A 22,341-nucleotide genomic window follows, 5' to 3' on the forward strand; every position below is an offset into this window, starting at 1 on the left:
GCCCGTTATGTCCGACATAGAGTGATGTGTCCAAAACCTCGTGGACTTGTGAAGCACTTCACAAGCCTCTTTTCCGAAGTCTAGACCCTCGCGGACCCCGAGGCGAGTCCCAGGGGGGTATACAGACGGCCTCCCTCCAAACGGGACATAGCTCCACAGACAGCTCTACAAACCCCTGAAAACCGCTACTTCCGGCCAAACGCACAGCTCAGCTCCGTTTTCGGTGCCTCAGGCTCCCCACAGGCAACACAAAAGAACCCGGGGAGGCGGATCGCTCCCCGGGTGACAGGTTTCTTATGGGACGTGTGGTAGGCGCGTACGGTGTGGGCGGTGCCGGCTCCTACTTCTCCCGGAAGCCGCGGTGCAGCGCGACGATCCCCGCCGACAGGTTGCGCCAGGCCACCCGCGACCAGCCCGCGTCCTGCAGGTGCCGCGCCAGCTCGGGCTGCGTGGGCCAGGCCATGATCGACTCCGACAGGTAGTCGTAGGACTCGGCCCGGCCGGAGACGGCGCCCGCGATCCTGGGCAGGGCGCCCATGAGGTACGTGGCGTAGAGCCTGTCCACGAACTCGACCGGGATGTGGCTGAACTCGCAGATGACCAGCCGGCCGCCGACCTTGGTGACCCGCCGCAGCTCGCGCAGCGCCTGGTCGACGTCGCTGACGTTGCGCAGGCCGAAGGAGATCGTGACCGCGTCGAAGGTCTCGTCGGCGAAGGGCAGGTGCAGGGCGTCGCCCGCCACGAAGGTCACGCCGCCCCGGGAGGCGCCGCCGCGCCGCCGCACGCCGGTGCGCAGCATGCCGAGGGAGAAGTCGCAGGCCACCACGCGGGCGCCCTTCTTCACGAAGGACTCCGAGGAGGTTCCGGTTCCCGCCGCCAGGTCCAGGACGAGTTCGCCGCTGTAGGCGTCGACCGCGTTGACCGCGGCCTTCCGCCACAGGCGGTCCTGGCCCAGGGAGATGACGTCGTTGACGAGGTCGTAGTTCTCTGCGATGCCGTCGAACATCGCCGCGACGTCCTGGGGCTTCTTGTCGAGCTTGGCGCGGGTCATGGCACAAGACTAAGGGTGCGCCCCGCTCCCCCGTACCCGGTGTGCCCGTGCGCGCCGACCGCCTCCCGGACATCCCTCTGGGCAAAGGCGGCCGGGCACGCCGAGATGGTGGATCGGCGGGACGGTTCCCGAACCGGGACGGGGAATCGGACGTCCCATGTTCAAGAAGCGCGGTTCCGGCTGAGGGGGTACATGAAGTTCGACGTGGTGGAGCCGAGCGACGAGCAGGCCGTCCTCAGCGAGGAGGAGGCGGCCGCGGCGGAGGAGCCTCCCCGCGGCGTGCACCCAAGCTCGCTCACGCCTCCCGGCGGATGCGCACCAGGCTCCGGGACGGCCTGGCCACCCTGCACGCGTCCCTGGGCAGGCTGGACGGGCACATCCAGATCGCGCAGCGCCGCGACCCCGGCGACGGCGCCCCCGTCAGCATCGCCCTGGGCGAGTTGGCCCGGCACGACTTCGACCTCATGGGCGACATGGCCTCGCTGACCGTGAGCGCCGTCAGCGGGGCCAGCGAGGCGACCACGCAGTACGTCAACGGCAACCTGGACATGGCCGCCGAGGCCCGGGAGGACGCGGGCGTGGTCCCCGGACCCGAACCTCCGGCGTACGGTCCCAACGTGCCCGTGCAGGACCGCGTTGGAGGACTTCGCCGACGCGGTCCGGGAGATCAGGGGCAAGTGGACCACGCTCAGGAGCGACTCCTACCCACCAGCGGCGGACAGGTTCCGTTAGCTGGATCCTCCCGCCTTCAGGCGGGAGAGGATGTCAAGGGCGACAGGCAAGGGACCGGTGAATCCACCGCCAACGGCTACGACCACCGCGTTTTCGACCTGTCGGAGAAGGCTTCATGACCACCCACGTGTCCCGGCATGAGATCGACCACGGAGTGGACCAGGATTTCATCGCGTACCAGACCACGCGTCGCGCGAAGCTGATCCGAAGGCTCGAACGGGACTGCTCCAACATCGACCTGGATCTCTTCCCCGTCTACAACCTCGCGGAGACGATACTCCTGCTGGACCCCGAGGCCGCGACGGTAAAGACGTGGGAGTCGTGGGCGATCGCCATGCAGGTGCATGGCGCGGTCTTCGCCGTCTCCGAGGCCGAGAGGGGCTCCCGGGTCGAGTACATGATCGACCACGAGGTCCGCGGGCTCACCGCCCCCGGCATGCTCTACTGCGCCGACCCCTCCACCTGGGAGAGGGCGTTCCACCTGGCGGTGGTGTGCCGGGACAACGCGCGCGCCGAGGCGCTGTGCCGGGTCCCGGTGGAGCGCCTGCGCGAGGCGGCCCGGGGCGCGAAGGTGGAGTACAACGGCTACGTCTACCACTGGGTCGCCGCCCTCCAGGCCTTCGTCAACGGCACCGACGACCTGGCCTCCGAACTGCGCCGGGCCATGGAACTGTCCGATCCCCGCGGGGACGCCTTCGGTGGAGAGGCCCTGGACCTGCTGGTCTTCCCGAAGATGGAGGTCTTCCGCCAGCTCCTGTTGGGGGACTCGGCCAAGTTCAACGAGGCCCTCGTCCACGCCCTGGAGAGCCACAGGCGCTACCACACCAGCCAGGAGGACGAGAACAGGGTGAGCGGAATCGTTCCGCCGGCTCTGCTCGCCCTCGCCTGCCTGGCCCACGACAAGGCCGAGCGCACCCCGGGCTTCTCCCTGGACGTGGAGTCGGAGTACCTGCCCAAGCACCTCGTGCAGAGGTCCTGGTACGGCGAGTTCCCCGTCTGAGGCACACGGAGCCTTCCCAGCTCTGTCGTACGGCAGCGGTCGAGGCTCCACCGACCGCTGCCGTCGCCTTCTCGGGCCGAACACGGATCCGTGGCCCGCACGCGCGTGGCCGGGCCGCGTGTAGGAGGGCGGCCCTTCTGACGGCCCCCGCTGCCCACCTCACGCACGGACGCCAGGACGACCACGAAGGCGGAACCGCGGTGCTCAGCCCTCACGTGTTCGCCGGGAAGGGCCGCCTGGGCCCGGCCGGGCGGTGGAGCGGTCCTTCCCCTCACAGGCCTCACCACGATCACCCGAGAAGGCCGAGAAGAACGAGAAAAAGGCGGGACACCGGGAATGGACGCAGGCCACCTGACGGTGGGGCAGTGGTGGATCGTGGCGATCGCCGTCTCCGCGCTGTTCCCCGCGGCCTTCTACTTCCGTCTCCGAAGCGGGAAGGGGCGTTGTACTCACTGATCGCGCCCGCGCGCGGCCTCGTACGGGCCCAGAGCGCGGGGGCGGTCCCAACCCGCCGCCACGACCCTCACGCCTGTGCGCGCGGCAGATCCAGCTCGAACCACACCGTCGTACGGTCCCCGTCGTGGAAGGTGCCCCACCGACTGGCCTCGGCGTCCACCAGGCGCAGCCCCAGCCCGCCCTCCCGCCCCGGGTCGAGCGGACGCAGGTGCGGCGAGGAACCGCTCCGGTCGCGCGGCCCCTGGTCCACGACCTTGACCTGGATCCGGCCGCGCAGCCGGTTCACGGCGACGACGACCTCACCGCCCTCGTCCCCGCTGCGCGTGTGTGTGACGGCGTTGTTGAACAGCTCGCTGGCCAGGGTCAGGGCCGTGTCCGCGACGGAGTGCGGCACCACGGCGGTCAGGTGGGCGCGCAGCGTGCGGGCCTGCTCCGGCCGCCCCGGCACCCTCATCGCGTGGTTGGGGTGCTGCGATGGTGCCCGGCCCAGCGTGATCGGCGCCCGTACCTCGGAATCGGTGACCCGCTGGGGCAGAGACTCGACTATGTCGGCCATGTGGCTTTTGTTTAGATTTATGTGAATCACTGACCCACCCCGAATTCATTCCCCCGTGGCCACGCCCCCGGTGGCCCGTACACCACCTTGGACAGCGGCAGTTCGGGCGCGCCAGGGATATCACCAAAGGGTCACACTTCGTCGTTCCACGCACTATCGAGTCGTGCCCTGGTCTTGCATTGGTGATGGTGGCGATAACCCGGAAATGGGGGTCGTATTGAGTCGCAGTGCCAACCCCAGGTGGAGACGTCTGGGAAAGAAGGTCAGTACCTGCCGCAGGAAGGCCGGGATGACGCAGGGCCAGGTGGCGCAGGCTTTGCGGGTGGTGCAGTCGACCGTGTCGGCGTGGGAGCGCGGGACCCGCGGGCTGCCTTCCGACCGGGCCGCGGAACTGGACGAGCTGTTCGGCGCGTCCGGTGCGATAAAGCAGGCGTGGAACACCGCGAACGCGCCCGACGCACTACCGCCCTGGTACACCGAGGTCGGTCAGCTGGAGCGCGAGGCGGTCGAACTCCGCGAGTACCAGCCGGTGATCTTCCCCGGCCTGGTGCAGTGCGAGGCGTACACCAGGGGCCTTCTCGCCGACACCGTTCCCTGGTTCTCCGCGAAGGAGCTCGGCCAGATGGCCTCCCTGCGGATGGGGCGCCAGGAGGTCCTGAAGGGGGCGAACCCACCGCTGGTGTCGGTCGTGGTGGAGGAGTCGGTACTCCGACGCACCGTACAGGGCGGAAAACCGGTTCTTCGTGAACAGATCGGCCGGGTTCTCGCGTTGATCGACAAAGGGATGATCCGTTTCCAGGTGATTCCGTCGGACACCGAGTGCCATCCCGGGGGATCGGGCCCGTTTCGACTCTACACATTCCCTGACAAACCCACGGTTGCCTCCGCAGAACACATGGAGGGTGAGCAGCTCATGGATGACATGATGCGGGTGCAACACTGCGCGACTCTCTTCGGCGTTCTCCAGTCGGAGGCGATGTCGCCCCGTGCGAGTCGGGAACTGATCAGGAAGGTCAAGGAAGAACTCGATGACGAAGCGTGAGCCCCACTGGCACAAGAGCAGCTACAGCGGCGGATCGGGCAGCTGTGTGGAGGTGGCAGAAGGGGAGGCGGTCCTGGTGCGCGACACGCAGAACCGCGGACTCGGACACATCGACTACACGCCGGGAGCCTGGACCTCGTTCCTGCACTGCGTCAATCTCCCCACCCCCTGAACCGGGACGAAACAACGGCCGCCCGGCATTCCGGGCGGCCGTTTTCGCGCCACGTCCCACATTACTTCCCAGTACAGTTTCACCCCGCCTCCTCCATCCCTTACTCTCTGTTTCGAAAACACAGCTCAAGCAAAGACCCCGCGACGGAAGGAACCGCCCGGGGTCGTGGCCAGCAACAACCACCCTTTGACAAGAAGGATTGCCAGCATGCGCCAGTTTAGCGCTGACCTTCTCAGCCGCGCCCTCGGGCCGCTGAGGACCCTCCTCGCCTCCCCGCGCGGGCGCCGCTCCCCCGTCGCCGGACGCCGTCGCCGCTCCACCCGGGTCCGCCCCTACGTGCCCGCACCCGTTCCGGTTCCCGCGCCCCGGGAGCGGGCTCCCCGCCTCGCGCCGCCCGGCGAGACCGTCCCGCCCGAGTCCGTCGCCCTGGTCCGGCCGGTCCGACCGCCAGGTGCTCCGCACTCTGTCGGTGCCTGAGGCCCGGCCCGGCCACCCTGGGCGCGGGCCTGACCGGCTCCGGCTGGCGGGGACACCCGCGTCCGCCCCGGGCCTCTCATCGGGTCATCGGGGACCACGCCCCACATCCGAGGAGCCGCACCTGATCCCCCCGCTCCAGGGAAGGCGGTCCTCGAAGTCACATGCCGCGACGGCGGGCGCCCCCGCACGCCAGAGGGAATGGAGCAGGTCGGTCACCAGGACGATCATCCCGGGCAGGAACGAGTCGTCCTCCGCCTCGATCTCGATGAGCACCGGCCAGAACAGGAAGTCCTCGTCGAAGGTTCCCTCCCCTGAGGAGTCCGGGTTCCGGCGCACTTCGACGTCGATGCCACGGACGTCCGCCTCGTCCTCCTGGAAGGAGACACCCGGTTCCAGGGGCAGCAGGCCCCGGGCGGAGCGCACACCCACCCCGGCGACGAAGACCTTGCAGTACGGGGAATCCGCCGGCGTACGGAGAGGCCCCCTCGGAACACCCTGGCCCAATCGGTCCTCCCATGCGGTTCGCCCCGCCACATGCACGGTGATCTCGTGCTTGGTGCGTCCGCCAGCAGGTGCTGGCCTTGGATGGGCCGGAAACGCTGCTGGTGCGAGGCAAGGGGCCTGGCCTGCGGTGATCTTGTGTTTATGGCGGGGTTGGGCGCCCAACCCCGCCATAAACACAAGATCACCGAGGTCGTGGCCTCCCGTATCACACTGGGAGCGTATGCGGTCAGCGTACTAAGCGGGGACTCGCCGTACCAGGAGTGCTGGAGGATGTGCTTGGGCAGGTAGTCCGAGCCGAGGTCGGGCCTGGAGTCGGAGGCGACTTGGCTGAGGACGTAGGCCAGGCAGGCGACTCCGAGGAGGAACAGCGGAACCGCGCCCATGAGGCCCTCGCCGTTGCCTCCGTATCATCCGACTCAATTGCTCACTCTGTAAATTTCTCCCATTGAACGCCGCTGTCATCTCATCCAGGAAATCCAGGACATCTGGATCAAGCCTGCGCATACTCTCCCTCCTTTTCCAGCTCCCTCATGCGCCGGACACTCCGGAGGCTCTACATTCCTGCCAACCCGAGGGACGTGATCCCCTTGTTCAGCCGGCAACAGTCTGCGCAAGAAGGACAGCCCCATCCTCCTGTTTTTTTCAAAGCAAACCAGTTGTCCACCTGGCCCGGGGACCGTTCCGCGATCCCGTCGACTCCCCACCACCTTCCGGGCCTTTCGGGTCTTTCGGGCCTTCCGGAGGGAGAAACCCGGTCGGCCACGACAGGGCCCGCTACTCACCGTGATTATGAAGCGACTCTTTGCAAGAATACGGTCACGCCCCGAACAGGTCCGTTCTCCGGCCCGTCCGCACGACCGCACGACCAGGGAGAGTCCTCCGTGAAAGCCAGCCGTCCGATCCTCGCCCTGACCATGGGCACCATGCTCCTGTTCCCCGTCGGCCCCGCGGCAGCGGCGCCGACGGCGCCTCCCGCGGACCACTTCCGCGTGGTCGGCGAGCAACCCGTCCGGTGGACGCCGCACGTCCTGGACGGGGCGGTCAAGGACATCCTGCGGATCGGCGACACCGTCGTCGTCGCCGGGGACTTCTCCCAGGTCACCGAGGCCGGAGGCGGCCGTACCCACGACCTCCACAACCTGTTCGCGTTCGAGCACGGCACCGGGCGGATCGTCTCCGGGTTCTCCCCGCGCGTGGACGGCACCGTCACCTCGCTGGCCCCCGGCCCCGGCGGGACGGTGCTCGTCGGCGGCGAGTTCCGCTCCGTCGACGGCCGGGCCTCACGAGGGCTGGCGCGCCTGTCGCTCCGCGACGGCCGGGCGACGCCCTGGTTCCGCGCCTCCCTCGACGGGGGCACCGCCTTCCGCATCGCCAGTGACGGCGAGCACCTGTACGTGGGCGGCAACTTCTCCGGCGTCAACGGCGTGGAGCGCGCCGCGCTGGCCCGCCTCGACGCGCGGACCGGTTCCGTGGACGAGGGGTTCGCGCCGCGCGTGTCCGACCAGCGCCGGGACTCCCTCAAGGTCCAGGAGCTGGCGCTGAGCCCGGACGGGCGGCGGCTGCTCGTCAACGGCACGTTCACGAAGGTGGACGGCCACGACCGCCACCAGATCGCCATGATCGACACCGGCAGCGGCTCGGTCACCCCGTGGTCCACGTCGGCCTACGAGGCGGACTGCGACTACTCCCTGATGCAGACCTACCTGCGGCAGATGGACTTCTCCCCCGACGGCTCCTACTTCGCGGTGGTGACCGCGGGCGGCCCGAAGGTCAAGCCGGGCCTGTGCAAGTCCGTGGCGCGCTTCGAGAACACCGACACCCCCGGCTCCGAGCCCACCTGGAGCAACAAGACCGGCGGCGACTCGCTGTACTCGGTGGAGATCACCTCGTCGGCGGTGTACGTGGGCGGGCACCAGCGCTGGATGGACAACCCCGAGGGCGCGCTCAACCCCGGCCCCGGATCGGTGGCGCGCGAGGGCATCGCCGCGGTGGACCCGGGGACCGGGAAGGCGCTGCCCTGGAACCCCGGCCGCGCGCGCGGGCACGGCGCGGAGGCCCTGCACGCCACCTCCGACGGGCTGTACGTGGGCAGCGACACCGAGCGCCTGGCCGACGAGTACCACGCCCGCCTGGGGATGTTCCCGCTCTCCTGAGACCAGGGCGGGTCAGGCCGCGGGGGTGCGCGGGCGCCGCCCCCCGCGGCCGCGGTGCGCGGACTTGTCCGTGCCGCTGAGCAGCTGCTGGACACGCTGGGGGGAGAGGTCGACGACGTCCGCCATGGCCCGCTGGGTGATGCCCGCCTTCTGCAGGGTTTCCAGCACCCGGGTCCGGTTGCGGTCGCGCTCGTCCTGGGACCGCCGGAACTCCTCCTCCGCCACGAGGTACTGGAGGACCTCCTCGGTCACGTCCTCACCGCCGAACTCGTAACGCCAGGTGATCGTGAAGTCCTCGGGGTCGCTGTCCGTCAGGTCGGCGATGAACTCCGGCACCTCGTCCTTGATCTCGGAGAAGCGCAGATAATCGGCCACTCCCGCGACGTTCTTCGGCAGACCGTCGATGCTGACAGCCCACAGGTCCTCGTCCCGGATGACGGTCACGGTGTAGTTGGTCACGACTTCTCCATCCACTTCTCTCCGAACAGACGCTCCAGGCCGGCTTCGATACCTTGCAGCACGGTCCAGCTCAGCTTCCTGGGATGATCCGTGAGGCCGAAGTAACCGGCCGTTTCCCCGTCGGCGCCGACCACGACGTAGTGCTGGTGTGAACCCTTCCCCCGCCCCTGGAGCTCCTCCACACGCAAGCCGTTCTTCCGCGCCATCCGGCGCACCAGGGCGAGTAGGACCCGCGCCTTCATCCGCTTGTTGGCCATGAGTCAAAAGCTAGCCCTCTGGCCGTACAAGCATCTAGCGGACTAGATATTCGAGCTACAACCTTATTGGTTATGTCTTGCCGGAACCGCCCAAGACTTCTTGGCCAACAACCCTTGGCCAAGAAGTCTTGGGTGTCTATGGTGACGCCATGGACGACGAAACCCCCCGCGGCACCGGAGCTCCCGACCCCTTCGCGAAGGCCGCCACCCTCGACGCGCGCTCCCTCCGGGGACTGGCCCACCCCCTGCGCGTGCGCATCCTCAACCTCCTCCAGGATCGGGGCCCCGCCACCGGCAAGACCGTGTCGGAGTGGGTGGACACCTCCTCCGCCTCGGCCAGCTACCACCTGCGCCAGCTCGCGGTCCACGGGTTCATCGAGGAGGACCCGGCGCTGGGCACCTCCCGGGAGCGCTGGTGGCGCGCCCGGCACGAGGGGTTCCGGTTCCCCGAGCACCTGGACGCCGACGAGCCCGAACTGAGCACCGCCGTGCGCATGGCGGTGGCCGCCGGCTGGAGCGAGAGGCTGGCCGCGGCCGTCAACATGTGGGCTGCCCAGCCCGAGGGCTGGCGCGAGGCCCAGGTCATGTCGGGGCGGCGCACCGAGCTCACGCTGGAGGAACTCGCCGCCTTCCGCGAGGAGGCACGCGCGCTCTTCGACCGCTACGCGCGCGGGAGCGGCGCCCCCGGGAGCCGCCCGGTGCACATCCAGTTCGCCGCCTTCCCCGACCCGGAGGACCGCGGCACCGGCGAGGAGACCGACGGGGAAGCGGAGACATGAGGGGCGTCGCGGGTCTGGTCACGGCCGAGGCGCTCTGCTACACCGCCACCCGGGTGGCGATGATCGCCGTCCCCTGGTTCGTGCTGGAGAGCACCGGCAGCCCGGTGTCCATGGGCCTGGTGGCCTTCTTCGAGATCGGTTCCTACACCCTGGCCCGGCTGTTCGGTGGCCCCCTGATCGATCGGATCGGCCAGCGCTCGGTGAGCGTTCGCGCCGACCTCGTCGCCGCCGGCGCGGTGGCCTGTGTACCGCTGCTGTACTCCGCCGGGCTGCTGCCCTTCCCCGTGCTCCTGGTACTGGTGACCGCGATCGGCCTGGCCACGGGGCCCGCGGAGGCCGCCAAGGTGTCGATGGCGCCGGCCGTCGCCGAGCGCACCGGTGTCCGCGTCGAGCGGGTCACCGGGCTCACCGGCACCGTGGACCGGCTCTCCATGACCGTGGGCCCGGCCCTGGCGGGCGGGTTCGTGTCCCTGGCCGGTCCCCTTCCGGCCCTGTACGCGAACGCCGTCCTGCTGGTCGCGGCGGCGGTGACGCTGGCCGCCTCCCAGCCCCGGGACCGCCCCGAGCCGGAGGCGGACCCCGAGGCCGGCTCGGGCTACCTGGCCCGGCTGCACACCGGGTGGAGGGCGGTCTGGACCGACGCCACCCTGCGCGCCCTGGTGGTGATGCTCGCGGTCACCAACATGATCGACATGTCCGTGACGTCGGTGCTGCTGCCGGTGTGGGTGCACGACAACGGCATGGGTCCGGCGGTCGTCGGCCTCATGGGCGGCGTGGCGGGCGCGGCGTCCGTGGCCGGCTCGCTCGTGGCCACGGTGGTCGGGCACCTGCTGCCCCGGCGGGCGGTGTTCTTCGCGGGCCTGGTGGTCGCGGGGCCGCCCCGCCTGCTGGTGCTGGCGCTGGACGTGCCGCTGTGGACGGTCCTGGTCGTGTGGGGCCTGTGCGGCCTCGGCGGCGGCGTGCTCAACCCGATCCTGGGAGCGGTCCTCTTCGAGCGCCTGCCCCGCCGCGTCGTGGGGCGGGGGACCGCGATGATCGGCGCGCTGGCCCGTCTGGCGGCCCCGGTCGGCGCTCCCCTGGCGGGCGCGGCACTGGGCCTGACGGGAGCGGCGCCCGTCCTGGTGGCGTGCGCGGCCCTCTACCTGGTCGCGGTCCTGGCGCCGCTGGCGGGCCGCGCGGCCGACGGGCTCGACGCGCCCGGCCCCGACCCCGGCCGGGCGGGGACCCCCGGGTGAGGCGGGCCGGGGGCGTGTCCGGTCAGGGCTTCCGGGCCGCCTCCGACGCACCGGTGTCCTTCTCCTCCGCGTCGGAGGCCGCGCCGCCGTCCGCACGCACGTCACCGTCCGCCCCGGCGGAGGGGGCCTCGCCGGGCTCCTGGAGGGCGTCCTCCCGGGCGGCGGCGGCCGACAGGCGGGCGCGCCGGCTCTCGATCCGCTCCACCGCGCTGGCGGAGACCTGGTCCCGGAGCCTGGACAGCAGAACGTAGGAGGCCAGTCCGCTGATCAGCCAGGCGAGGACGAGCGCGACCAGCGAGCGGGCGCCGAAAAGGTAGACCACTCCGAAGGCCACCGCGAACAGTCCCAGACGGGCAGCGGTATAGGTCAACAAGCTACGCATCCAAAAGCCTCACAACAGATGATTACCTGGACTAGATTGGTCGCTACGCCCATCGGTACACGGGACGACCGGCCGCGCCCGCGGTCCGCGCCGTCCACGGCCCTGGCCGGGGCCTGGCGGGTGGCACTCCACGTGCTCGTATCTCCAGGTTAAGGGCGTGCCCGGCACGACGGGCATCGGGGCGGCGTGTCGCCATCCGCACAGGTGGTCGGAACGCAGGCGGACTCGATTCGCACAGTCATGGGATGTTTCCAATCCCGACAGCAGGGCCCGAACATTACGTTCCGGTCACATATCCCGTACTCCTCCCCCCAACACCGCAATTTCTCCGAAAACTAGGGAGGAAACGGACCAACTCATGCACACTAGGGGATCAAACGCCCGCCGCCCCCAGAGTCCGAGGCGGGCACGATTGGGGGAACGTGAAGGTGGAACGAGCAAGCGAACGCCTGTTGACCCCCGGGGAAGTGGCCTCACTCTTCCGGGTTGATCCCAAGACCGTGACGCGCTGGGCCGCCTCCGGGCGGATCAGCAGCATCCGTACTCCGGGCGGGCACCGCCGCTTCCGCGAGTCCGAGGTGCGCGCCCTACTCCTCGGCGAGCCGAGCGAGAGTACCCCCTGAACAACGGGTACCACCTGGGAGGAGACCCGGGCTGGCACTCCCGGGGCGGGGCGGCACCCTGGCCGCTCCGACCGCGTCCCGTACACGGGCCGCGGGCAGCCCCGCCAGGTGTGCCGACCGTGAGGAGTGGACAGCAAGAGTTAGGCTGGAACCATGGTGTGGCTTGGTGGCCTGATCACGGTCGGATCGATCGTTCTCTGGGTGTACGCGTTCTTCGACGCGCTCACCACCCCTTCCCAAGAGGTGCGTAATCTGCCGAAGATCCTCTGGATCGTCGTCATCGTGCTGTTCATGCCCGTCGGCTCGATCCTGTGGCTCTTCCTCGGCCGTCCTTCCGGGACGGCCGCCGCCGAGGGGCTCGCGTCCGCACCGGCCCGGAACGCCTCCTCGGCCGACGACCTCGACCCGTCCGACTTCGCCAAGCCCTCGGAGAGCCCGCATCCGCTCGGACCGGATGACGACCCCGAGTTCCTGAGGCGCCTCGACCGGCGCATCGATCCGGACGAGTGACCGCGCCCGGCACGCTGACGGCATGACGGTGGGGCCGCGCCCGGGCTCGGGCGCGGCCCCACCGCCTTCCTTGCCCGCCGGTCCGCCTCAGAGGCGTCCGGCCCCCACCTTGCGCGGCAGTCCGCGGATCGCGTGCACCGGCTCCACCCGTGTGGAGAACTCCGGCGTCCAGGTCTGCTCGGTACCCAGCGCCCGGTCCGGCTCGGCCTCGTTGTGGGCCTCGACCAGATCCACTCCGGTGAGGCGTCCACGGCCGTCCCGCATCAGCGCGTTGCCGTGCTCCACGATGTCGGTGCCGCCCCAGTTGCCGATGATCTCCTCCGCGCCGATGCCGTCACGCATGTCGAACAGGTTGTTCTCCGCGTACAGCTGCGACTCGAAGCCCACCCCCAGGCTGTACTGGTACATGTCGGTGGCCACCGTGTAGTAGTTGTTGTAGACGTGCACCTGCCCGTAGCGCACCCGGGGGGCGCGCTGGCCCAGCCCGTCGAAGTGGTTGTGGTGCCAGGTGACCCGCAGGTGTCCGCGGTCGGTGGTCCGGCCGTCGCTGTTGCCCACCAGGATGGCCTTGTCGCGGCCGTCGAAGTGGTTGTACGACACCGTCACCAGGTCGCTCTCCCGCACGATGTCGAGCAGGCCGTCGTGCACCTCGTACTTGCGCCCGAAGTACTCCGGCAGTTCCGAGCCCGGGTTGTCGCCGTCGTCGAACGTGTTGTGGTCGATCCACACGTTCGTGGAGCCCGAGACCTCCAGGTGGTCGTACTCGGAGTTCCAGTTGCCCCCGCCGCCGTCACCCGGGTCCCAGCCGGGGAAGCAGTCGTGCGTGTCGGAGAGGGTCAGGTTCCTCAGGATGACGTTCTCCTGGTTGATCACCCGGATGCTCATCCCGGTGATCTCGGCGTCGTCACCGGCGCCCACCACGGTCGTGTTGGAGCCGACCCTCACCCGGATCCGCTCCGCCTGCACGTCGGCCGACGCCTCCCGGGCCTCCTCCAGCGGTCCGCTCGGATCCTTCCAACCCCACACCTCGGGGTCGTACGCGGCCAGGTAGTCCTCCAGTTCGTAGCCGTCCACCGCGTAGTCCTCGCACGACAGGGGTGTGCCGTCCGGAGCCGAGTTGGCGTCGATCGAGCCCTCGACGTAGACGATCTTCGGCTCGTCGCCGCTCACCGCCTCACGGAACTCCTGTGCCGTGGAGACGCGGAAGACGTTCTCGGGGAGGGCCTGCGACCCTCCCGTGGTCCCGGCGCCGGCCGAGCCCCAGCCGTCACCCTCGGGCAGGACCTGCCTGCCGGCGTCGGGTGCGGCCTGGGCGGGTGTCACGGCGGTCATCACCAGTGCCGCGCTCAGAGGGAGTACGAGCCTTCTCATGGTCCTGCTCCTCAGGGGGGAAACTGCAAACGGTTGCATGAACATCTCCCACAGCACGGATCCGCGTCAACCCTTCCCACCCGGGAAAACTGGGGAAAACCGGACACAAAAGAACAAACCACGCAGTAGCGGGCCACAACCGGTTGCCGTTAGGCTCTCTCCATACCAACGCAAAGGAGGCCACGGGTGGCCGTGACCATCAAGGACGTCGCCCACGCGAGCGGCGTCCACGTCTCCACCGTCTCCCGGGCCTTCTCCGCCGCGCACCTGGTCAACCCCGAGACCCGCGCCCGCGTCATCGCCGCGGCCAACACCCTGGGCTACCGCCCCAACCGCGCCGCCCGCGCCCTGTCCACCCGCCGCACAGGCAACCTGGGGCTGATCGTCGCCGACATCGCCAACCCCTTCTTCCCGCCCCTCATCAAGGCCGCCCAGGCGCACGCCCGCAGGAGCGACCACCACGTGTTCGTCGCCGACACCGACGAACAGGCCCGGGCGGAGGAGGAGCTGATCCGCTCCATGGCCACCCAGGTCGACGGCGCCCTGCTGGTCGCCCCACGCCTGAGCAACCGGCTGATCGCCGAACTCAGCGCCGACGTGCCCTTCGTCGTCGTCAACCGCCAGCCCGCGAACCTGCCCGCCGTCCTCATGGACGTGGCCTCGGGCGCACGGCAGGCCCTGGAGCACCTCGCCTCCCTCGGCCACCGCGAGATCGCCTTGCTCACCGGCCCCCGCGCCTCCTGGACCAACCAGCGCCTGGAAGGGGCGGCCACCGACGCCGCCGAGCACCACGGACTGCACCTGCACCGCCTCGGCCCCAACCAGCCCACCGAGGAGGGCGGGTCCGCGGCCGCCCCCGACGTACTCGCCAGCGGGGCCACCGCGGTCCTCGCCTACAACGACCTGGTCGCCCTCGGCCTCCTCCAGGAGCTCCGCGCCCGGGGCCTCGCGGTCCCCGGCGACCTCAGCCTCGTCGGCGTGGACAACACCCACACCGCCCGACACTGCGACCTCACCACGATCGACATGCCCACCGCCGCGGCCGGACGCGCCGCCATCGACCTGCTGCTGCACCGCATCACCAGCGAGGACGATCCCGGCACGGTCACCCTGGACACCCGCCTGGTGGTGCGCGGGTCCACGGCGCCCCCGGCGCACTGACCGGAGACGTCGCGGAACACGACCCCTCAGTGCGGCGGGCCGGCCCGCCGCCCCGGGAACGGGGACGGCGGAGCCGGGGTCAGGCGTAGGAGTGCAGGCCGCTGAACATGTAGTTCACCGCGAAGAAGTTGAACAGGATGGTCACGAAGCCCAGCACGTTGATCCAGGTCGCCTTGGGGCCGCGCCAGCCGCCGGTGGCTCGGGCGTGCAGGTAGGCCGCGTAGATCACCCAGGAGATGAACGACCAGACCTCCTTGGGGTCCCAGCCCCAGAAACGGCCCCAGGCCTCGTCGGCCCAGATGGAGCCGGCGATGATGCCGAAGGTCCACAGCGGGAAGGCGAAGAGGATGAACCGGTGGGAGATGCGGTCGAGCAGCTCCGGGCTGGGCAGGCGGCCGGCGATGCCGGTGACCTTCTCCCCCAGGGCGCGCTTGGCCTCGGCGCGGTGCGAGACCAGGTAGGTGACGCCGGCGGCGCCCGAGACCATGAACGAGCCGCCCGCGATGATGGCCGCGGTCACGTGGATCGGCACCCAGTAGGAGTGCAGGGCCGGGATCAGCGGTCCCGGTTCCACGTACAGCCACCGGACGCCGATACCCAGCAGGAGCAGCACCGGGACCAGCACGAAGGCGCCGAGGAAGCGGGCCTGGAAGCGGAAGGACGCGTACAGCAGCCCGCCCACCGCGACCAGGCACAGGGCCACGACGAACTCGAACATGTTGCCCCACGGCCACCGGTCGGCGGCCAGGCCCCGGCTGACGATCTGCGCCACGCCCATGAGGAATCCGAGCGCCGTCACGCCCAGGGCGATCCTGCCCAGCACGCTCTGGGGCGCCCTCGCCTCGCCCTCGTTGGTGCGGACGTTCACCTCGATGCCCTCGTCGCCCGCGCCGTCCGCTCCGGAGGACACGTCGGCGCCGGCGCGGACCGGCATGAGCCGGCCGGCCCTGAGCCTGGTGCGCTGTCCGTAGGCGGCCTCGATGGCGAAGAGGAACAGGGCCACCGCGTACGTCACGATCATCACGATGATCAGCGAGTCACTGGCTGACGCCATCGTCTCGTCCATCGCTGCGGCGAGTGTGTACGCCACCGGTCACTCCCTCGTTGTCGTCGACTCTGGCGGGTCGGTTGGTGGGTTGGTCTCTGTTCCGGCGGGTGGGCCCCCCGGGTCCGGGGGCCTGTCGTCCGACCCGCTCCGGAGCCGTTCGGCGAGTGCCGTGGTGAGTTCGTGGAACTCGGCGTTGTTCCCGGCGACCTCGGTCTTGCCGAGGCCGGCCAGCTCCACCCGGGTACGGCCGTCCCCGCCCCGCGACGCGCGCACCCACACGCGGCGCGGGCGGACGAACAGGGTGACGATCAGGCCGAGCACGGCCAGGGAGGCCGCGGTCAGGGCGGGCAGCCGGGCCCCGTCCCTGTTGGCCTGGAGGCTGATGTACTCGCTGTAGCCGGAGAAGGTGACCGACCCGGCGCCGTCCGGCAGTTCCCAGGTGTCGCCGATCTCCATCACGGGCGAGCCGCCGAGCTCCTCCATGCCGCCGGTGTCCAGCTGGTAGACCGACTGCGGGCCGACCAGCCCCAGGTCGCCACGGTAGCCCTCCAGCGTGACCCGCGGGTTCTGCGCTCCGGGGAAGTCGGAGACCAGTCCCCCGTCCTCGGTCTCCGCCGCGCTGGGCAGGAACACGCCCACGAAGCCCAGCTCCTCGCCGCCGGTGTCGGGCACCTTGACGACGCCGTCGGAGGTGAAGGTCCTGGTCTCCCGGTGCAGGAACGGGACCGCCTGGTCGAAGACCACCTCCCCGTCGGCGTTGCGCACCTCGAACTCCGGCGCGTACCCGTGGCCGAGCAGGTAGACCTGCACCCCGTTCACGCTCAGCGGGTGGTTGACCTCCAGCCGGTGCCGGGCCTCCTCGCCTTCGGGGGACTCCTTGTAGGACAGGTCGGCGACGTAGGACTCGGCCTGCCCGCGCAGGTCGCCCTCCTCGATGAAGGAGGCCTCGAAGTCGTCCAGGTGGAGGGTGAACGGCTCCAGGTCGTCGGTGTCCGTCCAGTGGCCGGGGTAGAAGGCGTCGTAGGAGGTCAGGGTGTTGGCGAACCCCTGGCCCTCCACCAGCAGCATGTTGCCCCGGTAGCCGAGGAAGGCCCCGGCGGCCAGGGCCAGCAGCAGGCCGAGCAGCGCGAGGTGGAACAGCACGTTCCCCGCCTCGCGCAGGTACCCGGTCTCGCTGGAGAGGGAGTCCCCGTACCTCTCGATCCGGTAGCCCCTGAGGATGCCGCGCGCCTGCTCCAGGACCGTCTCCGGGGCGGCGTCCGTCGTGAACCTCGCCGTGTACGGCATACGGCCCAGGTTGCGGGGGGTGCGGACCGGCCTGGACCGCACCGCGCGGGCGTGCGCGATCGCGCGCGGGATCACGCAGCCCGCCAGGGAGACGAACAGCAGCAGGTAGATCGCCGCGTACCAGGGCGAGGAGAACACGTCGAAGAGGTAGAACCGGTCCAGCCAGGGGGCCAGTTCCGGGTGCTCCCGGAAGTAGGCGGTCACCTCGTCGACGCTGACCACGTTCTGCGGCAGGATCGAGCCGGGGATGGCGCCGACCGCCAGCAGGAACAGCAGGATCAGGGCGGTGCGCATCGAGGTGAGGGTCCGCCAGGTCCAGCGCAGCCAGCCGATCGGGCCCAGCCCCCCGGCCCCGCCCCCGGAGCCGGCCTCCCCGGTTCCGGTCCGGGTGGCGTCGTCGTTCGCGGTCGTGCTCATCAGATCACCGTCTGGAAGTCGGCGGCCCAGCCCTGCATGGCGATGGTCAGTTGCGTCCACAGTCCGGTCACCATCGCCAGGCCGACCAGGACGAGCATGGCCCCGCCGGCCATGGTGACCGCGCGGGTGCGGCGTTTGAGCCAGCCGAAGGCGCTGAGGGCGCGCCGGTACAGGAGCGAGGCGAGGACGAAGGGCAGCCCCAGCCCGACGCAGTAGACCAGGGACAGCAGCATGCCCCGCCCCGCGCCGCCCTCGACGAAGGCGAGGGTCTGCACGGCGGCCAGGGTCGGTCCGATGCACGGGGTCCATCCGAGGCCGAAGAGGACGCCGAGCAGGGGCGCTCCCGCCAGCCCGGCACGGGGCAGCCGGTGGAAGCGGAACTCGCGGCCGAAGCCCGGCATGACGCCCATGAAGGCGAGGCCGAGGACGATGGTGAGGACACCGAGGACCCGGGTGATGGGTTCGGTGTGGTCCATGAGGACCTCGCCGAGCCAGCCGACGAAGCCCCCGACGGCGACGAACACGAGGGTGAACCCCGCGATGAAGAGGACGCTGCCGACGACCATGGTCCAGCGGCGGGAGGCCAGTTCGGCGTCGACGTCGGCGACGGTGGCCGTGGCGGCCGCTCCCCCCGCGCCGGCGTCGGTGTCCCCGGCGGAGCGCTCGCGCATGTGGGCGCCGCTCATGCCGGTCACGTAGGACAGGTAGCCGGGCACGAGCGGGAGGACGCACGGGGAGAGGAAGGAGACGAGCCCGGCGGCCAGGGCCAGCGGGACCGCGGCGAGCAGGGACCCCGTGAGGACGGTGGTGCCGATCGCGCCCATCAGCGGTCGTCCCCGGAGGACGCGTCCTCGGCGTCCTCCTCGGGAGGGGACGCGGACGGGCTGCCGGAGGGTTCCGGGGAAGCCTCCCCGTCGGCCTCCTGTTCCGCCTGGGCCTCCTGCTCCGCGACCCTGGGACGCTCCTCCGGGTCGCCGAAGCCGGACTCGACCACCAGCGGGTTGAGCAGTTCGGTCAGCTGGCCGTAGGTGGTCGGGCCGATGACGCGGGCGGCGATGCGGCCCTCGGGGTCGATGACGAGCGTGCTGGGGATGGATCTCGGCGGAACGGTGTCGCGGAAGGCCTGCGGCACCTCGCCGGGCTGGTCGTACAGGCTCGGGTAGACGACGCCCTTGTTCTCCAGGTAGGACCGGGCGGCGGTCTCGTCGTCCTTGATGTTCACGCCGAGGAAGTCCACGCCCAGGTCGGCGTACTCGGTGTGGACCTCGTCCAGGACGGGCTGCTCGGTGCGGCAGGGACCGCACCAGCTCGCCCAGACGTTGAGGACGAGGATGCCGCCCTCGTAGTCGCCGAGGGAGACCTCGTCCCCGTCGAGGGTGGTCCCGGTGACGTCGGGCGCCTCGACCCGGTCGGCTGCCTCGAAGGAGGTGGCGCTGCCGTCCCCGGAGACGAAGCGGCTGTCCTCGTCACCGGCCTGGATCTCGTTGCCCCCGGCGCAGCCGGTGAGGGCGAGTGCGGCGGCGAGCGCGCCCGCCGCCAGGCGCGGCACGGTACGGCGGCGGCGCGTACCGGTGCTGGTGCTGGGCATCGAGGGACCTCGCGAACGGGGTGTGAACAGGGCGGACTACAACAACGACAAAGTGTAGTAGATGCCCTGGCAGCCGTTTCGCCGCCCCGGCACAAGGGCCGTGCGGTCCGTCGGTGCGACGGTCGGTCCCGTACGGGGGACGGGGGCGGGGAGGAGCCCTCGGGGAGGGGAGGAGGGGGTGGGGGCGATGGCCCTGGGGGCACCGCCCCCCGCGCTGTCGGCTGACCTGGACTGGGGGCAGCCCCGGTCGGCCCGGCCCTGGATCAACCAGCCTCGACGAAAGCCTCGCGGAGGTAGTCGTGCACGGCCCGTTCGGGAACCCGGTAGGAACGCCCCACGCGAATCGCGGGGAGAACTCCCGAGTGCACCATTCGGTAAACGGTCATCTTGGACACACGCATAATCGTGGCGACCTCCGCCACCGTCAAGAACCTGACCTCTTCGAGAGGAGGCTTGCTCCCGTTCATCTTCCGACGCCCTCATTCCCGGACGTGAGCATTGTCTACCGTTCAGCCCGGCGTGGTGCACGGCGGGAAGGACGACCCCGGTGTGCCCGTCCCAACGCCACGCCAGCGTGTCATGCTGTCACTACTGACACGTCCGTTTTCAGGGTAGAGCCGAGTTCCCTCCAGCGAAAGGCCGTTCGTGCTGTCTTCGCCGATATGCGTTGATGACGGGACGGTTGAGGTTTAGCGCTGGGTATAAATGGTGCTCCCCCGTCACAACAGACCGGCCCGAGCGAGAACGTACTGGCGCAGCGGCGCATAGTCCTCGGTCAGATATCCGTCGTCCAAAGGCACGGTGACCAGTAGTTTTCCCTCGGATTCGGCGAGGAACAGAGCGGGGTCGTTGCAGTCGGCGAAGCCCACTGTGGGCACCCCCGCCTCCCCCGCCGCACCCGCGAACCCGTGGTCGGCGATGACCAACTGCGGCCACGCCTCACCGCGGTCCGCGAGGTCGGCCAGGATGGCACGCATGGCGAAGGGGTGATGGCTGTGACGGGCGAGGTGACCGTCCGTGACGATCGCGACCTCGTCCTCCCAGACGACGATCCGACGGTTCGGGGGGCGTTCCGTGGTCACCTCGTAGGAGTAGCCGCCTCCCGCGGTGATGACCGGACAACCGCGTTCGGCGAGGGCGTCCTTCCAGATCCGGTAGGTCTCACGGAGATTGCGGGGGTGGCCGGTGGCGAACATGACCCGTTCCCGGCGTTCGGCGGCCAGGGCCATCCGGTCGGCGAGGGCCTCGAGGGCGTCGATGGTCAGGTCTGGGTCGATCGTGTCGATCCCCCACACGTACTCCTCGTCGGCCACCACCCCGCAGCGCTTGCTCATCAGGGCCAGGACCTCGGGGTAGGCCCAGTCGTGGGAGAACGTGAGGCCGAACTGGTGGTAGGGGTCCTTCTGGACGAGCCGCCGGTAGTGCCGAAGATTGTTCTGGCGTGGAGTGTCGACGTGTCCGGCGATCCCCGTGCGCACCAGATAGGTGATGAGTTCAGCTCGTGTCGGCGGCGTCACCTGGCGTTCCCCTTCCTCGTCTGCGCAGCGAGCGTGCGCCACGCCGTGCTGCCACCACGACGCCTGCTCCTGTTCGCCCGGTATTCAACCTCTGTCCTACCCTCTCGGGGCGTGTCACGCTCGGGTACCCCGGAATTCGCGCCGGTTGGCGCCGGGGTGTCGCGGAAAGGACCCGCCCCGCCGTCTCCGGACCGGGAGGAAGGGTGCGGAACGCGGCCCGTCCACACGTACGGCTACAGGCTCGGATCGATCCCGTGGCTGGGGAAGACCGCGGTACGGGTCGCGTGGATGGCGCGGTCCACCGGGTCGCCGGGGTCGTAGCCGTTCTCGAAGGGTTCGAAGGACACGTCGCGTCCGTCGGTCATGTACAGCGGCGCCAGTTCCCCGGTCCGCCGGCGCACGAAGTCGCGCCAGCCCTGCGGGGTCTCGGTGTCGGGGTGGATCGGGTGCCCGGCGGCCTCGCCCAGCAGGTGGGTCCAGGCGCGCGGGACGACGTGCACCAGCCCGTACCCGCCGCCGCCGAACAGCAGCCACCGGCCGCCGGCGGTCTTCTGTGCGAGCTTGTGCAGCTCGGTGTAGGCCCGGCGCTGGCCGTCCACGCTCAGCGTGAGGTTGGCGAGCGGGTCCAGGGCGTGGGTGTCACAGCCCTGCTGGGTGACCAGGATCTCCGGCTGGAACTCGTGCAGCAGCGGCGGCACGACGGCGTCGAAGGCGCGGTGCCAGCCCGTGTCGCCGGTCCCCGCCGGGAGGGCGACGTTGACCGCGTAGCCCTCGGCGTCGGGCCCGCCGGTCTCCGACGCCTGGCCGGTACCGGGGAACAGGGTCGCCGGCGACTCGTGGAGGCTGATGGTGAGCACGCGCGGGTCGTTGTAGAAGGCGTTCTGGACACCGTCCCCGTGGTGCACGTCCACGTCCACGTAGGCGATCCGCTTGGCGCCCTGCTCCAGCAGCCAGGCGATGGCCAGGGCGGGGTCGTTGTAGACGCAAAAGCCCCACGCGTTGCCGCGCATGGCGTGGTGCAGGCCGCCCGCGATGTTGGCGGCGTGCGCGCACTCGCCGGACCACACGGCCCGGGCCGCGGCCACGGACGCGCCGGAGATGAGCGCGGCGGCGTCGTGCATGTCCTTGAAGACGGGGTTGTCCGGGGTGCCCAGCATGTGGGCGTCGTCGGGTTCCAGTGTGCGGCCCGCGCGCTTGACCGCCTCGATGTAGGCGGGGTCGTGCACCAGGGCCAGCAGTTCGTCCGAGGCCGGTTCGACGTCCAGCAGTCCGACCCCCGGCGCGTCGAGGACACCGAGCTCACGGCTGAGCGCCATGGTCAGCTCGACGCGGACCGGTGCCATCGGGTGCTGGGGCCCGAAGTCGTAGGCGGTGAGTCCGTCGTCCCATGCCACCCGAAGCGAGCAGGACGTGCGCCCTCCCATGTGGTGACCCCCGTTTCAGGTGTGCGTGCTCCGAAGCACACAGTACGCAAAACCGGACGGCGACCCGAACCCCGGGTACCGCGTCGGCCCACGGGACCGGGGCCGGGCTGCCCGGCCCGGAGCGCGGGGCCCTTCTCACG

The 22,341-nt window shown here is 70.2% G+C and carries 25 protein-coding genes; 11 read left to right on the forward strand and 14 right to left on the reverse strand.

From position 1 onward, the window contains the following. Nucleotides 1-340: 340 nt before the first annotated feature. Nucleotides 341-1,051 carry a demethylmenaquinone methyltransferase gene (locus A6A08_RS00990; protein WP_073700585.1) on the reverse strand — a complete coding sequence of 237 codons (711 nt, stop codon included), beginning with the start codon at nucleotides 1,049-1,051 and terminating at the stop codon, nucleotides 341-343. 311 nt (nucleotides 1,052-1,362) lie between these two features. Here A6A08_RS00990 and A6A08_RS29195 point away from each other — a divergent pair, with 311 nt between their 5' ends. Next, nucleotides 1,363-1,902, forward strand: coding sequence for a DUF6507 family protein (locus tag A6A08_RS29195; protein ID WP_338013107.1), 540 nt, complete (start codon nucleotides 1,363-1,365; stop codon nucleotides 1,900-1,902). Further along, nucleotides 1,899-2,783 (forward strand): immunity 49 family protein, encoded by an 885-nt coding sequence (locus A6A08_RS01000; protein WP_073700586.1) that lies wholly within the window; start codon nucleotides 1,899-1,901, stop codon nucleotides 2,781-2,783. Before A6A08_RS29195 ends, A6A08_RS01000 begins: the two co-directional genes overlap by 4 nt. A gap of 523 nt (nucleotides 2,784-3,306) precedes the next feature. Here the strand turns inward: A6A08_RS01000 and A6A08_RS01005 are convergent. Next, nucleotides 3,307-3,795, reverse strand: coding sequence for an ATP-binding protein (locus A6A08_RS01005; RefSeq protein ID WP_073700587.1), 489 nt, complete (start codon nucleotides 3,793-3,795; stop codon nucleotides 3,307-3,309). A 205-nt stretch (nucleotides 3,796-4,000) separates the two neighbouring features. Here A6A08_RS01005 and A6A08_RS01010 point away from each other — a divergent pair, with 205 nt between their 5' ends. From A6A08_RS01010 to A6A08_RS26850, 3 genes are all read left to right on the forward strand, one after another. Further along, complete coding sequence (locus A6A08_RS01010; RefSeq protein ID WP_073700588.1) at nucleotides 4,001-4,837, forward strand: helix-turn-helix transcriptional regulator; 837 nt, start codon at nucleotides 4,001-4,003, stop codon at nucleotides 4,835-4,837. Next, entirely contained in the window at nucleotides 4,824-5,009 is a 186-nt protein-coding gene (locus A6A08_RS01015) for a DUF397 domain-containing protein (RefSeq protein ID WP_073700589.1), read from the forward strand. The genes A6A08_RS01010 and A6A08_RS01015 overlap by 14 nt, the downstream gene beginning before the upstream one ends. Before the next feature lie 207 nt (nucleotides 5,010-5,216). Continuing rightward, nucleotides 5,217-5,486 carry a hypothetical protein gene (locus A6A08_RS26850; protein ID WP_338013108.1) on the forward strand — a complete coding sequence of 90 codons (270 nt, stop codon included), beginning with the start codon at nucleotides 5,217-5,219 and terminating at the stop codon, nucleotides 5,484-5,486. 84 nt (nucleotides 5,487-5,570) lie between these two features. On the opposite strand, the gene A6A08_RS01020 is transcribed toward A6A08_RS26850, so the two are convergent. Next, nucleotides 5,571-5,909, reverse strand: coding sequence for a hypothetical protein (locus A6A08_RS01020; RefSeq protein WP_143181626.1), 339 nt, complete (start codon nucleotides 5,907-5,909; stop codon nucleotides 5,571-5,573). Nucleotides 5,910-6,871: 962 nt separating this feature from the next. Between A6A08_RS01020 and A6A08_RS01025 the strand changes: the two genes are divergently transcribed. Beyond that, nucleotides 6,872-8,143 (forward strand): delta-60 repeat domain-containing protein, encoded by a 1,272-nt coding sequence (locus A6A08_RS01025; RefSeq protein WP_073700591.1) that lies wholly within the window; start codon nucleotides 6,872-6,874, stop codon nucleotides 8,141-8,143. Between the two features lie 12 nt (nucleotides 8,144-8,155). Here the strand turns inward: A6A08_RS01025 and A6A08_RS01030 are convergent, their stop codons facing one another. Next, nucleotides 8,156-8,602, reverse strand: coding sequence for a winged helix-turn-helix transcriptional regulator (locus A6A08_RS01030; protein WP_073700592.1), 447 nt, complete (start codon nucleotides 8,600-8,602; stop codon nucleotides 8,156-8,158). Next, nucleotides 8,599-8,859, reverse strand: coding sequence for a hypothetical protein (locus tag A6A08_RS01035; protein WP_073700593.1), 261 nt, complete (start codon nucleotides 8,857-8,859; stop codon nucleotides 8,599-8,601). The genes A6A08_RS01030 and A6A08_RS01035 overlap by 4 nt, the downstream gene beginning before the upstream one ends. A gap of 149 nt (nucleotides 8,860-9,008) precedes the next feature. On the opposite strand from A6A08_RS01035, the gene A6A08_RS01040 reads away from it, so the two are divergent. Then, nucleotides 9,009-9,638 (forward strand): helix-turn-helix domain-containing protein, encoded by a 630-nt coding sequence (locus tag A6A08_RS01040; protein ID WP_199866802.1) that lies wholly within the window; start codon nucleotides 9,009-9,011, stop codon nucleotides 9,636-9,638. Next, nucleotides 9,635-10,873 carry an MFS transporter gene (locus tag A6A08_RS01045; RefSeq protein ID WP_073700595.1) on the forward strand — a complete coding sequence of 413 codons (1,239 nt, stop codon included), beginning with the start codon at nucleotides 9,635-9,637 and terminating at the stop codon, nucleotides 10,871-10,873. The genes A6A08_RS01040 and A6A08_RS01045 overlap by 4 nt, the downstream gene beginning before the upstream one ends. Before the next feature lie 22 nt (nucleotides 10,874-10,895). Here A6A08_RS01045 and A6A08_RS01050 read toward each other — a convergent pair whose 3' ends face one another. Continuing rightward, the gene (locus A6A08_RS01050; RefSeq protein WP_073700596.1) at nucleotides 10,896-11,255 is read right to left on the reverse strand and encodes a DUF4229 domain-containing protein; all 360 of its coding nucleotides are present in this window, start codon (nucleotides 11,253-11,255) and stop codon (nucleotides 10,896-10,898) included. A gap of 422 nt (nucleotides 11,256-11,677) precedes the next feature. On the opposite strand from A6A08_RS01050, the gene A6A08_RS01055 reads away from it, so the two are divergent. Continuing rightward, entirely contained in the window at nucleotides 11,678-11,878 is a 201-nt protein-coding gene (locus A6A08_RS01055) for a BldC family transcriptional regulator (RefSeq protein ID WP_017535950.1), read from the forward strand. A gap of 153 nt (nucleotides 11,879-12,031) precedes the next feature. Continuing rightward, a complete protein-coding gene (locus tag A6A08_RS01060) occupies nucleotides 12,032-12,388 on the forward strand; it encodes a PLD nuclease N-terminal domain-containing protein (protein WP_073700597.1) in 357 nt (118 codons plus the stop codon). An 87-nt stretch (nucleotides 12,389-12,475) separates the two neighbouring features. Here the strand turns inward: A6A08_RS01060 and A6A08_RS01065 are convergent, their stop codons facing one another. Beyond that, nucleotides 12,476-13,759, reverse strand: coding sequence for a polysaccharide lyase family 1 protein (locus A6A08_RS01065; protein WP_073700598.1), 1,284 nt, complete (start codon nucleotides 13,757-13,759; stop codon nucleotides 12,476-12,478). A 186-nt stretch (nucleotides 13,760-13,945) separates the two neighbouring features. Here A6A08_RS01065 and A6A08_RS01070 point away from each other — a divergent pair, with 186 nt between their 5' ends. Beyond that, complete coding sequence (locus A6A08_RS01070) at nucleotides 13,946-14,920, forward strand: LacI family DNA-binding transcriptional regulator (RefSeq protein WP_073700599.1); 975 nt, start codon at nucleotides 13,946-13,948, stop codon at nucleotides 14,918-14,920. A gap of 79 nt (nucleotides 14,921-14,999) precedes the next feature. Here the strand turns inward: A6A08_RS01070 and ccsB are convergent, their stop codons facing one another. The 7 genes from ccsB to A6A08_RS01105 form a co-directional block, all read right to left on the reverse strand. Next, nucleotides 15,000-16,010, reverse strand: a complete 1,011-nt coding sequence (gene ccsB, locus A6A08_RS01075; RefSeq protein ID WP_073700600.1) for a c-type cytochrome biogenesis protein CcsB — start codon at nucleotides 16,008-16,010, stop codon at nucleotides 15,000-15,002. Between the two features lie 3 nt (nucleotides 16,011-16,013). Further along, on the reverse strand, nucleotides 16,014-17,672 hold the full coding sequence (locus tag A6A08_RS01080) for a cytochrome c biogenesis protein ResB (RefSeq protein WP_083608706.1): 1,659 nt from the start codon (nucleotides 17,670-17,672) through the stop codon (nucleotides 16,014-16,016). After that, a complete protein-coding gene (locus A6A08_RS01085; RefSeq protein ID WP_073700601.1) occupies nucleotides 17,672-18,496 on the reverse strand; it encodes a cytochrome c biogenesis CcdA family protein in 825 nt (274 codons plus the stop codon). The genes A6A08_RS01080 and A6A08_RS01085 overlap by 1 nt, the downstream gene beginning before the upstream one ends. After that, nucleotides 18,496-19,260, reverse strand: a complete 765-nt coding sequence (locus A6A08_RS01090) for a TlpA disulfide reductase family protein (RefSeq protein ID WP_242422042.1) — start codon at nucleotides 19,258-19,260, stop codon at nucleotides 18,496-18,498. The genes A6A08_RS01085 and A6A08_RS01090 overlap by 1 nt, the downstream gene beginning before the upstream one ends. A gap of 263 nt (nucleotides 19,261-19,523) precedes the next feature. After that, the gene (locus A6A08_RS01095) at nucleotides 19,524-19,727 is read right to left on the reverse strand and encodes a helix-turn-helix domain-containing protein (protein WP_013155995.1); all 204 of its coding nucleotides are present in this window, start codon (nucleotides 19,725-19,727) and stop codon (nucleotides 19,524-19,526) included. A 252-nt stretch (nucleotides 19,728-19,979) separates the two neighbouring features. Next, nucleotides 19,980-20,777, reverse strand: a complete 798-nt coding sequence (locus A6A08_RS01100; RefSeq protein ID WP_073700602.1) for a phosphatase — start codon at nucleotides 20,775-20,777, stop codon at nucleotides 19,980-19,982. A 233-nt stretch (nucleotides 20,778-21,010) separates the two neighbouring features. Next, nucleotides 21,011-22,171, reverse strand: a complete 1,161-nt coding sequence (locus A6A08_RS01105) for an acetoin utilization protein AcuC (RefSeq protein ID WP_073700603.1) — start codon at nucleotides 22,169-22,171, stop codon at nucleotides 21,011-21,013. Nucleotides 22,172-22,341 lie beyond the last annotated feature (170 nt).

Source organism: Nocardiopsis sp. TSRI0078 (assembly GCF_001905145.1).
In the GTDB taxonomy this organism is placed as follows: Bacteria; Actinomycetota; Actinomycetes; order Streptosporangiales; family Streptosporangiaceae; genus Nocardiopsis.

Coding starts and splice junctions, on each gene's coding strand:
- A6A08_RS00990 (WP_073700585.1), bottom strand. CDS start 1,051: ATGACCCGCGCCAAGCTCGACAAGAAGCCCCAGGACGTCGCGGCGATG.
- A6A08_RS29195 (WP_338013107.1), top strand. CDS start 1,363: ATGCGCACCAGGCTCCGGGACGGCCTGGCCACCCTGCACGCGTCCCTG.
- A6A08_RS01000 (WP_073700586.1), top strand. CDS start 1,899: ATGACCACCCACGTGTCCCGGCATGAGATCGACCACGGAGTGGACCAG.
- A6A08_RS01005 (WP_073700587.1), bottom strand. CDS start 3,795: ATGGCCGACATAGTCGAGTCTCTGCCCCAGCGGGTCACCGATTCCGAG.
- A6A08_RS01010 (WP_073700588.1), top strand. CDS start 4,001: ATGGGGGTCGTATTGAGTCGCAGTGCCAACCCCAGGTGGAGACGTCTG.
- A6A08_RS01015 (WP_073700589.1), top strand. CDS start 4,824: ATGACGAAGCGTGAGCCCCACTGGCACAAGAGCAGCTACAGCGGCGGA.
- A6A08_RS26850 (WP_338013108.1), top strand. CDS start 5,217: ATGCGCCAGTTTAGCGCTGACCTTCTCAGCCGCGCCCTCGGGCCGCTG.
- A6A08_RS01035 (WP_073700593.1), bottom strand. CDS start 8,859: ATGGCCAACAAGCGGATGAAGGCGCGGGTCCTACTCGCCCTGGTGCGC.
- A6A08_RS01040 (WP_199866802.1), top strand. CDS start 9,009: ATGGACGACGAAACCCCCCGCGGCACCGGAGCTCCCGACCCCTTCGCG.
- A6A08_RS01045 (WP_073700595.1), top strand. CDS start 9,635: ATGAGGGGCGTCGCGGGTCTGGTCACGGCCGAGGCGCTCTGCTACACC.
- A6A08_RS01050 (WP_073700596.1), bottom strand. CDS start 11,255: ATGCGTAGCTTGTTGACCTATACCGCTGCCCGTCTGGGACTGTTCGCG.
- A6A08_RS01060 (WP_073700597.1), top strand. CDS start 12,032: ATGGTGTGGCTTGGTGGCCTGATCACGGTCGGATCGATCGTTCTCTGG.
- A6A08_RS01065 (WP_073700598.1), bottom strand. CDS start 13,759: ATGAGAAGGCTCGTACTCCCTCTGAGCGCGGCACTGGTGATGACCGCC.
- A6A08_RS01080 (WP_083608706.1), bottom strand. CDS start 17,672: ATGAGCACGACCGCGAACGACGACGCCACCCGGACCGGAACCGGGGAG.
- A6A08_RS01085 (WP_073700601.1), bottom strand. CDS start 18,496: ATGGGCGCGATCGGCACCACCGTCCTCACGGGGTCCCTGCTCGCCGCG.
- A6A08_RS01090 (WP_242422042.1), bottom strand. CDS start 19,260: ATGCCCAGCACCAGCACCGGTACGCGCCGCCGCCGTACCGTGCCGCGC.
- A6A08_RS01095 (WP_013155995.1), bottom strand. CDS start 19,727: ATGAACGGGAGCAAGCCTCCTCTCGAAGAGGTCAGGTTCTTGACGGTG.